Origin of the sequence: Flavobacterium fluviatile (assembly GCF_010645065.1) — a bacterium.
Taxonomy (GTDB): Bacteria; Bacteroidota; Bacteroidia; order Flavobacteriales; family Flavobacteriaceae; genus Flavobacterium; species Flavobacterium fluviatile.
In genome coordinates, this window is record NZ_JAADZW010000006.1 from 1 (window position 1) to 11,810 (window position 11,810).

Annotated in this window: 11 protein-coding genes; 7 read left to right on the forward strand and 4 right to left on the reverse strand. The window is 32.1% G+C overall.

Annotated features, from left to right (window positions below):
* The first annotated feature begins 1,092 nt into the window (after positions 1–1,092).
* From thrS to GXM17_RS08385, 6 genes are all read left to right on the forward strand, one after another.
* Entirely contained in the window at positions 1,093–3,039 is a 1,947-nt protein-coding gene (thrS, locus tag GXM17_RS08360; protein ID WP_163398848.1) for a threonine--tRNA ligase, read from the forward strand.
* Between the two features lie 22 nt (positions 3,040–3,061).
* On the forward strand, positions 3,062–3,613 hold the full coding sequence (gene infC, locus GXM17_RS08365; RefSeq protein ID WP_163399054.1) for a translation initiation factor IF-3: 552 nt from the start codon (positions 3,062–3,064) through the stop codon (positions 3,611–3,613).
* A gap of 97 nt (positions 3,614–3,710) precedes the next feature.
* Entirely contained in the window at positions 3,711–3,908 is a 198-nt protein-coding gene (rpmI, locus tag GXM17_RS08370; RefSeq protein ID WP_026727505.1) for a 50S ribosomal protein L35, read from the forward strand.
* 100 nt (positions 3,909–4,008) lie between these two features.
* Positions 4,009–4,353: a 50S ribosomal protein L20 gene (gene rplT / locus GXM17_RS08375; RefSeq protein WP_008464948.1), complete on the forward strand. Its 345-nt coding sequence runs from the start codon at positions 4,009–4,011 to the stop codon at positions 4,351–4,353.
* A gap of 123 nt (positions 4,354–4,476) precedes the next feature.
* Entirely contained in the window at positions 4,477–5,049 is a 573-nt protein-coding gene (locus GXM17_RS08380) for a Crp/Fnr family transcriptional regulator (RefSeq protein ID WP_163398850.1), read from the forward strand.
* Between the two features lie 79 nt (positions 5,050–5,128).
* Complete coding sequence (locus GXM17_RS08385) at positions 5,129–5,563, forward strand: carboxymuconolactone decarboxylase family protein (protein ID WP_163398852.1); 435 nt, start codon at positions 5,129–5,131, stop codon at positions 5,561–5,563.
* A 95-nt stretch (positions 5,564–5,658) separates the two neighbouring features.
* Here GXM17_RS08385 and GXM17_RS08390 read toward each other — a convergent pair whose 3' ends face one another.
* The 4 genes from GXM17_RS08390 to GXM17_RS08405 all read right to left on the reverse strand — a co-directional run bounded on the left by GXM17_RS08390 (position 5,659) and on the right by GXM17_RS08405 (position 9,714).
* Positions 5,659–6,918, reverse strand: coding sequence for an asparagine synthetase B (locus GXM17_RS08390; protein ID WP_163398854.1), 1,260 nt, complete (start codon positions 6,916–6,918; stop codon positions 5,659–5,661).
* Positions 6,919–7,229: 311 nt separating this feature from the next.
* On the reverse strand, positions 7,230–7,901 hold the full coding sequence (locus GXM17_RS08395) for a response regulator transcription factor (protein ID WP_163398855.1): 672 nt from the start codon (positions 7,899–7,901) through the stop codon (positions 7,230–7,232).
* A 96-nt stretch (positions 7,902–7,997) separates the two neighbouring features.
* Positions 7,998–8,789: a sensor histidine kinase gene (locus GXM17_RS08400; RefSeq protein WP_163398857.1), complete on the reverse strand. Its 792-nt coding sequence runs from the start codon at positions 8,787–8,789 to the stop codon at positions 7,998–8,000.
* A gap of 154 nt (positions 8,790–8,943) precedes the next feature.
* On the reverse strand, positions 8,944–9,714 hold the full coding sequence (locus tag GXM17_RS08405) for a hypothetical protein (protein WP_163398859.1): 771 nt from the start codon (positions 9,712–9,714) through the stop codon (positions 8,944–8,946).
* 1,494 nt (positions 9,715–11,208) lie between these two features.
* On the opposite strand from GXM17_RS08405, the gene GXM17_RS08410 reads away from it, so the two are divergent.
* Positions 11,209–11,766: a phage tail protein gene (locus GXM17_RS08410; RefSeq protein WP_163398861.1), complete on the forward strand. Its 558-nt coding sequence runs from the start codon at positions 11,209–11,211 to the stop codon at positions 11,764–11,766.
* Positions 11,767–11,810: the final 44 nt, after the last annotated feature.

The following is an 11,810-nucleotide window of genomic DNA, read 5'->3' on the forward strand; positions in this document are numbered from 1 at the left end:
TTGCATGTGTTAAGCCTGCCGCTAGCGTTCATCCTGAGCCAGGATCAAACTCTTCATCGTATATTTTAATATTATATTGCGACGAATACCTATCGGTTCTTTTCGAATCTTAAAAGATTCCATTACTCTTATTCTTTTTGTCTTGAGATCACTCTCAAAACGGCTGTCAATTCAATATGTCTACGAACGTGTATTTCTTTTTTATTCTCGCTTTTCGTTTGTTTCTCAAAGCGGGTGCAAAAGTAGAAAACTTATTTTTAACTGGCAAATCTTTTTTGAAGTTTTTTTTTAGAAATTTTTCATTCCGTTTTCCTCATTTTATTTACCAACCTTTCAATGAACTTTCCCTGTTTTGCGGGGTGCAAATGTAAAAAGCATTTTCAAACTGCGCAAGCTTTTTTGAATCTTTTTTTGAAAATTTCTTCTCTCTTAAAATTCGTTTGCCTGTCAGTATTTCGATGAACGCCTTCGCTGTTGCGGGTGCAAAAGTACACAACAATTCCAGTTAAGCAAGCTTTTTTATTGCCTTTTTTTCTCTTTTTTCAAATCTTTTCCTTAACTCACTGATAACTTATTCTTTACAAATCAACTTTTTTTGACTAGCTGTAAGGATTTTCCTTTTTAGCGTAAGGTTTTGACAATTTCACCAACTTTTTATTTCCTTTTTTACCGAGTTTTTATCCTTTTGGAACGTTTTCTGATTTTTTTACGGCTTTCAAATCATCTTTCCCCTTTTAAACCCTAAACTCATCCTGAAAACAGAAGCCAATAGCCCCGATAGAAGCGAAAATCCTTTTTATGGCGGGGTTCGCCATGAAAAGATTGAAGCGCAGAGCGGGAAATAGCTCCTGAATAACTAAAAAAAACTTCGTCTTCGCTCACCCGACATTCTGGTACTTATATATGATAGTAAAATTTCATACTTATTTTATACAAAAACAATCCTGATAGGATTAAAAACATATCAAACCAGAATTATAAACAACCAATAGAACAGAAAAACTATACATATATATAATAGACTAAACTTGTACTTATATATTGTATGTATTTTTGTAAACGTGTATATTTGCATTCACAAAATTATAAACAATGATCAAGATTACTTTACCCGATGGGTCAATTAGAGAGTTCGCTCAAGGCGTAACTCCAATGGAGGTCGCTAAAAACATTAGCGAAGGTTTTGCACGAAATGTTATTTCTGCATCTTTTAATGGTACAACTATTGAAACCGAAACTCCATTAACGACCGACGGTAATCTTATATTATATACATGGAATGATGCGGAAGGCAAAAAAGCTTTCTGGCATTCAACATCGCACGTCATGGCACAGGCCCTTGAGGAATTATACCCTGGAATTAAACTAACTCTTGGACCTGCAATTGCTAATGGATTCTATTATGATGTAGATTTTGAAGATCAGAAAATCTCTGAAGCTGATTTTAAAAAGATCGAAGATCGTATTCTTGAGATTTCAAGAGGAAAATACGATTTCAAAATGCGTCCTGTAACTAAAGCAGAAGCTTTAGAAATGTATAAGGACAATGTTTACAAAACGGAATTAATTTCCAATCTTGAAGACGGAACAATTACTTTTTGCGATCATGATACTTTTACTGATTTATGTCGTGGCGGACATATTCCGAATACTGGGATTATCAAAGCCGTGAAAATTATGAGTGTTGCCGGTGCTTACTGGAGAGGTGATGAGAAAAACAAGCAGTTAACCCGTGTTTACGGAACGTCCTTCCCTAAACAAAAAGACCTGACTGAATATCTTGAACTACTTGAAGAAGCGAAACGCCGAGATCACCGTAAATTAGGAAAAGAACTGGAATTGTTTTCTTTTTCTCAGAAAGTCGGACAAGGTCTGCCTCTTTGGCTACCGAAAGGTGCTGCGCTTAGAGATCGTTTGGAGCAATTTTTAAAGAGAGCTCAAAAGAAAGCCGGATACGAGCAGGTTGTTACTCCACATATTGGTCAAAAGGAGCTTTATGTAACTTCTGGCCACTATGCAAAATATGGTGCAGATAGTTTTCAGCCAATAAATACTCCTGCAGAAGGTGAAGAGTTCTTACTGAAGCCTATGAACTGCCCTCACCATTGTGAAATATATAATGTAAGACCCTGGTCTTATAAAGATTTACCAAAACGCTATGCTGAATTTGGCACCGTATATAGATATGAACAGTCTGGAGAATTACATGGTTTAACTCGTGTTAGAGGATTTACTCAGGATGACGCACACATTTTCTGTACTCCAGAGCAATTGGATGAAGAATTTAAAAAAGTTATTGACCTTGTATTATATGTATTTGGCTCATTAGGCTTTGAAAACTTCACTGCCCAAATTTCGTTGAGAGATCAGGAAAACAGAGAAAAGTATATTGGTACAGATGAAAACTGGGAGAAAGCTGAAAATGCGATCATCAATGCAGCAAAAGACAAGGGGTTAAATACTGTAGTAGAATATGGAGAGGCAGCTTTTTACGGCCCTAAACTTGACTTTATGGTAAAAGATGCATTAGGAAGACAATGGCAATTGGGGACAATTCAGGTTGACTACAATTTACCTGAGCGCTTTGAGTTAACTTATAAAGGTTCTGATAACGAATTACACAGACCTGTAATGATCCACAGAGCTCCTTTCGGATCCATGGAGCGTTTTATTGCAATTTTACTGGAACACACAGCAGGAAATTTCCCACTTTGGCTAATGCCTGAGCAAGCTATTATCTTGTCTTTGAGCGAGAAATACGAAAATTATGCTAAAAAAGTTTTAGATTTGCTGGAAAATCACGAAATTCGCGCCCTAATTGATAACCGAAATGAAACAATCGGTAAAAAAATTAGAGACGCAGAAATGCAGAAACTACCATTTATGCTAATTGTTGGCGAGGAAGAAGAGAATAACAACACCATATCTATTCGTCGTCACGGACAAGAAGGAAAAGGGAATATTACAGTTACAATTGACGAGTTTGTCAGAATTGTAAACGAAGAAATAAATAAAACATTAAAAGTTTTTACAGTTTAACTTAAATTATAAAGCCATAGCAATAAGAAGCAACAGAGGTTTTCAACCTCGCGTAGAAAAAAAAGATGCACACAGAATAAACAATAATATTCGTGGTGTACAAGAAGTAAGACTGGTAGGTGAAAATATTGAGCCTGGTGTATTTAAATTAGCAGACGCATTACGTTTAGCTGATCAGTTTGAATTGGATCTAGTTGAGATTTCACCAAATGCTGAGCCACCTGTTTGTAAAATCATGGATTACAAGAAATTTGTTTACGAACAAAAGAAGCGTGATAAGGTATTAAAAGCTAAATCATCTCAGGTTGTGGTAAAAGAAATTCGTTTTGGTCCTCAGACTGATGAGCATGATTATGAATTTAAAAGAAAGAATGCCGAGAAGTTCCTAAAAGAAGGTGCTAAATTAAAAGCATTCGTATTCTTTAAAGGGCGTTCAATCATATACAAAGATCAGGGTCAGATTTTATTATTACGTCTTGCTCAAGATTTAGAAGAACATGGTAAAGTGGAAGCTTTGCCTGTTTTGGAAGGAAAGAGAATGATTATGTTCATTGCTCCGAAAAAGAAAAAATAGTCTCAGTTAATAGTTTCTGTATTCAGTTTTTAAAGCTGGAACTATAAACCTGAAGCAAAATATAAGTAAGTAAGAATAAATTAAAAAACTAGGAAAAATGCCTAAAATGAAAACAAAATCTAGCGCTAAGAAACGTTTTAAAGTTACTGGCTCTGGAAAGATTAAAAGAAAGCATGCTTTTAAAAGTCATATCCTGACTAAAAAATCTAAAAAACGTAAATTAGCTTTGACACACTCAGCGCTAGTTCACCAAACAGATATGAAAAGCATTAAACAACAATTAAGAATTATCTAATAATTCTTTAGGTTAAAAAATATTTATATAACCTTGGAGTATGGCCTTTAAGTTCCTTTGATTCGATTCAGGACGCCTGCTACAAAAACACATTAAAATTATGCCAAGATCGGTAAATTCAGTTGCTAAAAGAGCAAGAAGAAAAAAAATAATGAAGCAAGCCAAAGGTTTCTTTGGAAGACGTAAAAACGTTTGGACAGTTGCTAAGAATGCAGTAGAGAAAGCGATGAGCTACGCTTACCGCGATAGAAAACAAAACAAAAGAAATTTCCGTTCATTATGGATTCAACGTATCAACGCTGGTGCCAGATTAGAAGGAATGTCTTACTCTCAATTCATGGGAAAAGTTAAAGCTAACGGAATTGAACTAAACCGTAAAGTTCTTGCAGATTTAGCTATGAACCACCCAGAAGCTTTCAAAGCTATTCTTAATAAAGTAAAATAAAACGTTTTATAAACTCAATTTACAATTACTTACTTATCATAGAAAACCCAATCATTCGATTGGGTTTTTGCTTTTATAATAAATCTGATTTATCTTTAAACGAAATACTCAGAAACCATTAAAATGTTTACAGCTCTTTTAGATCATATACAAAAATTCATAACATTAGATTCTGAAGAAATTGATATTCTGGAATCAGGTCTTACTCTTTCAAAAGTAAAAAAGAAAGAACATTTATTGAAAGAAGGCCAAATTTGCAACACTATATATTTTGTCACAAAAGGATGTGCCAGACAATACATAATCAACCCAAAAGGAACCGAACAAACATTGCAATTTGCAATTGAAAATTGGTGGATAACTGATTACTTAAGCTACCATAATAACACTCCTTCTCATTTTTACATACAAACCGTTGAAAACTGCGAAATTATAGCATTAGAAAAAAAAGACTTAGAAACTCTTTTAATCAAAATTCCTAAACTCGAAAAATATTTTAGAATTGTTTCCCAAAAATCATTTGGAGCTGCTCAAATGCGTATTAAATTCCTTTTCACAATGTCGGCAGAAGAAAGATATAACCATTTCAAAAAGCAACAACCAGATTTCGTACAGCGGGTTCCTCAATATATGCTTGCCTCTTATTTAGATTTTTCTGCAGAATTTATGAGTAAGATCAGAGCCGGTAAAGTCTGACCTGAATTTCTTGAAGCAGTTCAAGTTTTTTAAGGTATACATAACTGACCTTTGTAATGAACTTTTAAAACATATAAAAATGAATTCAAGAATAGTTATTCCTCAAGTTGCCCCAGATGCCTACCAAGCCTTACTGAATCTGGAAAAATACATTTCTACAACTTCATTAACATCAATACATAAAGAACTAATTAAAATTCGTGCTTCACAAGTAAACGGATGTGCTTTTTGTATTAATATGCATACCGCTGATGCGCGAAAATCAGGCGAAACAGAACAGCGTATTTACCTAATCAGTGCGTGGCGAGAAGCTGATGTATTTACAGAGGAAGAAAAAGCAATTTTAGCTTTAACAGAACAAGTAACATTAATCAGCAATCATGTTTCTGATGAAGTTTATCAAAATGCAGCCCGTTTGTTTAACGAAAGATACCTGGCTGAAATCATTCTTACGATCATTACAATAAACTCATGGAACAGATTAGCGATTACAACGGGATTAAGAGCTATTTAATATCCAATTCTAAATTAAAACCAAAAAAGGCTTTTTTCAATTCTATGAAAAAGCCTTTTTATAGTTTTTAAGATTTATTTTACGAGAAAAAATAATTACGTTTTTAATTTTTTCTTTTTCGCAGCAGGAAACAAAACATTATTTAAAATCAAGCGATAACCTGGAGAATTTGGATGCAAATCCAAAACGGTCGGAGGATCTCCAACCTGATGCTGAAAATCTTCCGGATCATGTCCTCCAAAAAAAGTAAACATACCTTTGCCTTTTTCCCCATGAATATATCGTGCTTCGCCATTAAGTTCGCAAACTCCCATTATTAAAACATTAGACTTGATCAACGCTGAATCAAATGAAGTTGTCTGTCCCATGAATCCTTTTACTAATTGGGTATGATTCTGACATAACATACTTGGTATCGGATCCCATTTTGCAGAGTATTCCATTAGAGTAAAATAATCTTTTTCCGGTGTGATTCTCCGTTTTGTGGTCATATCAATGTCCGAAAACTCATACTGCTCCGGTCTTCTTTCAAGAGTAAAATCCTTAAAGGCAAAAGAATTTCCATAGTTTAATTTTGATTGATAATTTGGTTCACTCGCATCTCCATCAAACATTGCTTCACATATATCAACTCCATCTGCTGTTAGAGAAATATCAAAACTATCGGTAGCAGAACACATGGCAAACATAAAACCTCCTCCAATAACAAAATCCCTAATTTTTTTAGCCACAGCTCCTTTTTCCTGTGAAACTTTAGAGTAACCTAATTTCGCAGCTAAGGCTTCTGAATCTTTTTTTTGCTCTATATACCAGGGCGTATTTTTATAAGCAGCATAAAACTTGCCATATTGTCCTGTAAAATCCTCATGATGTAAATGCAGCCAGTCATAAAGCAACAACTGATCACTCAAAACTTCTTCGTCATAAATTGGTGTAAAGGGAATTTCAGCATATGTTAAAACAAGCGTTACAGCATCATCCCATGGTTGTTTCCCTTTTGGGGTATATACAGCAATTTTAGGTGCTTTTTCTAAAATTACTGATTCCATATTTTGTGAAGGACTTGATATTTCATCTAAAATAGAAATTTCTTCACTATCAGAAAGTATTTCAAAACTTACTCCTCGAATCTTACACTCTTTTCGAATTTCATCAGCATCCGGTAACAAAAACGAACCTCCACGATAATTTAAGAGCCAACTGGCCTTATAATCTTTATTCAGACACCAATAAGTTATACCATACGCTTTAAGATGATTTTGTTGTGCAGTTTCATCCATAGGAAGAAGTATGAAAGACGCTTTTGCAGACAATGAGATTAAAAATACTACTATATATATAAAGCATTGTTTCATTTGATAAACTTTTTTTTGTAAAGGTATAAAGGAAGCATCAAAAAGTGTATCGAAATGTATATTATTTGACTTAATCATTATTATTTTTTTACAAAGACCTATGCAAAAACAGGTATAAATACTTACATTCAAAAAAGATATTCTGGTTAAATTTGGCAATTAAACTATAAATTTTTGAAAGGCAATGAAATTTAACAGAACAGATAAGCCACCAAAACAATTAAAGATATTGCAAAAAATAGGTATTTGCTTATTGATTATTACCGTTATTTTATATTATATTCTGTCAATTAAGTTTTTGACAAGTTAATTTAAAGAGTTAAAAGTGCTATTTCGTTTTGAATAGCATATACTACCAATCCGGCAATATTCCTTGATTCGGTTTTAAGTAATAAATTATTCCTATGCCCTTCCACCGTCCTCGGACTTAAAAAAAGTTCTTCGGCAATTTCAGCTGTTGTTTTTTGATTGCAAATAAGTTGAAGTATTTCGATTTCCCTTGGTGATAAAAAACCTGATTCTAAGTTATTGACTCTGGAATTTTTTGAAGGCAGGACGTAATCCTGGATTGTTTTTAAAGTGGTTTCATTGTAAAAAAAACCTTTTTTTGCTACTTCATTAATTGTATTTACTAAATCTTTTGGAGTTGTGTTTTTGACTAAATATGCTACTGCGCCTATCTGAATCATATTTGCGACGAATGATTTCGTATCATAACTGGTTAATGCAATTATTTTAATATCCGGGAAAAATTTCCGAATGACTTTAGTCGTCTCTACACCATTTAAAACAGGCATTTTCAAATCCATGATAACAATATCTGGTTTAGTTTCGTGATTATTAAGATTTGAAATCAATTCTTCTCCATTGGATGCTTCAAAGAGAACCTCAATATTTTCTTCTTTTTCAAGTAAAAAAGAAATTCCCTTTCGAAATAAGACTTCATCATCAACTAAAACTATTTTGATAACATCATCATTCATTTAATTTACATTTTGAGCTTTTAGAATTTCGAAAATACAAAAATTATGTTATACCAACTATTTTGGCTTATTAACAAACACAAATTAAGCATTTACTTAAAATGTAAAAAGAACCTCAATTCCTTTGTTAAGATCTGAACTTATTTTGATATTTCCATTTAAAAAAGATATTCTACTATTTATATTTTTCATACCAAGACCCTTGTGAATTTCAGGGTTATCAGGATTAAATCCTATCCCATTATCTTTGTAAAAGCATTTGCTAATTCCGTCAGCACTATCAAAAGTAATAGAAATTTCAGATGCCTTTCCATGACGCAAAGAATTATTCATTAACTCCTGTAAAATCCTGAAAACGTGCAAATGTTTGTGTTTTTCGTTATCGTCAAAATCAATTTTATTTTGATAGGTAACTTTAACCAATTTACTGCTTTCAAATTCTTCACACAATTCTTCTACACCGGCATGAAGCCCAAATTTATCAAAAACAGGTGGTAATAAATTATGTGCAATTTTTCTTGAATTGTCTAATGCTTTTGCTGTTATATTGATAATATTTGCTGTTATTTCTTTAGTTTCACTTTCCGTTAAATTTGCTGAAGTAAGTAAATAGCTATTTAAAGAAACTACATTTAGCTTTGAACTAATATCATCATGTAAATCCTGGGCTATTCTTTTCCTTTCTTCTTCCTGAGTAATAATAACAGCATGCAATTGCTCTTTTTGATGTGCTAATATTAAATCTTTTTTTTCTAATTCTTTTTGAATAATTTTCTTTCTGGAAAAATAGAAAAAAACAATTAAAGCAACTGCTACAATCATAAAAAAAAGCGAGATGTACAAAATAATTGCGACAACCTCCTTTTCAGAAATAGAATTTACATTCATATTAATTTGTGGTAAATTTTTCGAATAAATCGTATCCAAAGATATTAATTTATTTTACCAAAGAAACACCATGTGATTAGTTGAAAACAAAAAGTCTCTATTAAATTGAAAATTTAACAGAGACATAATGAATTTTCTTATTTAAACAATTATATTAAAAAGGAGGTGAAGGACGTGTACCGTCATAAACATCCACTTCTTCTACTTCTTCTTCATCTCCGCCTTCTCCTGTTCCGGTTTGTTTAGCTGTCAATACGTTTTTTTTAATTTTATTATTTTTATCTAACCCAATTAAAATAGTTGTCACTTTTTCTTGTTGGTTCAATCCCAGAAACACACCAATATTAGCAATATCTTTTGACAGCATTTCTCTAATAATTTCGGCTTCTAAAGTAAAATGGCGAAAGCGTTTTCCTTCGAAAGAAATTGCCTCTTCCACTCCGTCAACAGTATTTAATTTCTGTTGCCATTGTTCAATACCTTTAAAAGCATCTGCTGGAGACCATAAATGTGAATTTAACAACACAGTCTTTTTACTTGTTTTGCTTGCTGATAATTCCTTAATAGCACTTAACTCTGACAAATAATCTGGATTTTTTAGTATTGTAGATTTTACTGACCCTAATTCATTTCCAGACTTATCCACACCTTGCAATGTTATTTGTACTGTGTTATCTGCATATCCCAATACAAAACGCACCTGAGTTATTTCGGGAGCTTCTAATAATGGACGCATTTCTTTGACTGACAGTAGGTACGCCGTGACTAATTTTTGAGAGCCTGCAAATTTAGCATCCAGATTTGCAGACAGCCACTCTGTTTTTTGAGCATTTATTACGGCATTATCCTCTTCCTGATTAGTTTCTTTTTGGCAAGATAGCATCAAACCTATTAATACATAAAAGTAAATCTTCATTCTTTTCATAATACTATATTAATTTATAATTAAACAAAAAATTCAAGACTTGAAAAAGCTTACTTTCCATTCATATAAAATAAATAACTGGTATATCAAAAACAATATAGCATTGAATGTCCAGGAAAGGTATTTTACATCATTACTCAAACTCAAGGTGAGATTTCCCACTAAATATAAAATTGTTGAGCCTAACATAAAAAAAACTACAGCTATGGTAATGTAGTAATAAGTTTTATGTTCAGTAAGCATATTGTAAAAATGTAATAATGCAAATGTTACTATTGACAATGAGGTAATAGTTATTGCGAATAAATTAAATTTGAAGAATTGCTTATAATCAATGAAAAACTGTATACTTAAAATCAACAAAACCAAACATAGACTAATCTTTACTATTTTTTTTTGAGATTTTAATTTTAATATCGACATATAAAATAAACTTAACAAAATCATCTGTCCAATCACAAATATATTGAGTACCAACAAATTATCAAATTTTAAATGATACATAAATTCCATGATAACCTGCATTGTAAATGCAAAAAGCAAATACGAGATAAAAAAAACATTAGTTTTTCTTTTCCGAAAAAAGCTATATGTGTATAAAATCAGATTAATTAATAAGAATAGATAACCTGAATATATTAAAAAATCTATCATTAAATTGAATTATGTATTTTAAAAAGTAGGAGAAGGACGTGTTCCATCGTAAACAACCTCTATTGCAGTTTTAGCACCATCCTGATTTACTGGTGATCCATAAACGTTGATATATTAACCTGTTTCTTTGTCTAATTTTGCTCCGACAAAAAGCAATGTTTTTTCATTTTGATCATTAATACCTATTTAGGCCCTAGCAATACAATTTTTAAACTTTCTCTTAGTATTACTAAGATTTTACCTGACTGTTACTCTCTTCAAGAATAGTATCATCCTCGTATCTTTTTTTCCACTCATTTGCAACTGCTAAAGGGGGAATTAAATTTATCCCGGAAATTTATCATCTGACATAATTTGTGTTTTTTGGTTAAATTATATTAATTATTAGCTAAACTAAGGAATTATTTTATAAAATTAACATAATAATATAAAAAAAACGACAACAAAAACACCTAAAAATACTGTAATACAAATACTTATATCAAATATTTATAAAAAACAGGTATTAATACGCATATCTATTTTTTTATTATAATTTAATTTTGTTAATAAACTATTTAACAAAAAAATACATCAACAAGACTATTCAAAATTTGTGAGTTTTTTGAATTAATGCATTTAATAATTTAACTCATGCAAAGACACAAAAACCCTGCTTCATAACATAAAAAATGGGTTTAATGACATTTAGTTACTAAAAAAATCTTCAACAGCATATTTTTGAAGAATTGAAACACTTAATCTTCCTAAATTATCCTCCATCGATAATTTACATTAAACAGATCAAGGTATCAAGGTAAAAAACATATAATTTATTTTTTAACTATATAACTAAAATCTATGTCTACAGAACCATTTATCGGAGAAATTAAAATTCTTGGTTTTTACTTTGCTCCTAAAGGCTATGCTACCTGCCAGGGTCAAATTTTATCAATAGCTCAAAATACAGCTCTATTTTCTTTATTAGGGACCACTTATGGAGGAAATGGACAAACTACATTTGCTTTACCTGATTTGCAAGGCCGTGCACCAATAGGACAAGGGCAAGGACCTGGCCTTCCTTCATTCGTAATAGGGCAAAAAGCCGGAGTCAACAGTGTTACAATTCTTACTGCGAATATGCCGGCACACGTACACACATTAAATGGTGCTAAAACAAATATTGCGGTGAATACAGCAGCAGCAGATACTAATTCTCCTGAAAGTGCTTATTTAGCTACAAATAACACTACCGCTTTATATTCTGAAGGTCCGGAAAATGGAAAATTCCTAGCTCCGGCATCAATCTCCGGGACAACAGATATTACCGGTCAAACCATACCAATTGATATTACAAATCCTTATTTGACAATTAACTATTCAATTGCCTTGCAAGGTATATTCCCTAGCAGAAATTAAAATAAACATAAAAAGGGAAATTTTCACAATGAAAGTTTCCCTTT

Bases quoted from the DNA above. Each gene is read 5' to 3' on its own strand.
- GXM17_RS08380 (WP_163398850.1), top strand. From the start codon at position 4,477: ATGTTTACAGCTCTTTTAGATCATATACAAAAATTCATAACATTAGAT.
- GXM17_RS08400 (WP_163398857.1), bottom strand. From the start codon at position 8,789: ATGAATGTAAATTCTATTTCTGAAAAGGAGGTTGTCGCAATTATTTTG.
- GXM17_RS08385 (WP_163398852.1), top strand. From the start codon at position 5,129: ATGAATTCAAGAATAGTTATTCCTCAAGTTGCCCCAGATGCCTACCAA.
- GXM17_RS08410 (WP_163398861.1), top strand. From the start codon at position 11,209: ATGTCTACAGAACCATTTATCGGAGAAATTAAAATTCTTGGTTTTTAC.
- rplT (WP_008464948.1), top strand. From the start codon at position 4,009: ATGCCAAGATCGGTAAATTCAGTTGCTAAAAGAGCAAGAAGAAAAAAA.
- GXM17_RS08405 (WP_163398859.1), bottom strand. From the start codon at position 9,714: ATGAAAAGAATGAAGATTTACTTTTATGTATTAATAGGTTTGATGCTA.
- rpmI (WP_026727505.1), top strand. From the start codon at position 3,711: ATGCCTAAAATGAAAACAAAATCTAGCGCTAAGAAACGTTTTAAAGTT.
- thrS (WP_163398848.1), top strand. From the start codon at position 1,093: ATGATCAAGATTACTTTACCCGATGGGTCAATTAGAGAGTTCGCTCAA.
- GXM17_RS08395 (WP_163398855.1), bottom strand. From the start codon at position 7,901: ATGAATGATGATGTTATCAAAATAGTTTTAGTTGATGATGAAGTCTTA.
- GXM17_RS08390 (WP_163398854.1), bottom strand. From the start codon at position 6,918: ATGAAACAATGCTTTATATATATAGTAGTATTTTTAATCTCATTGTCT.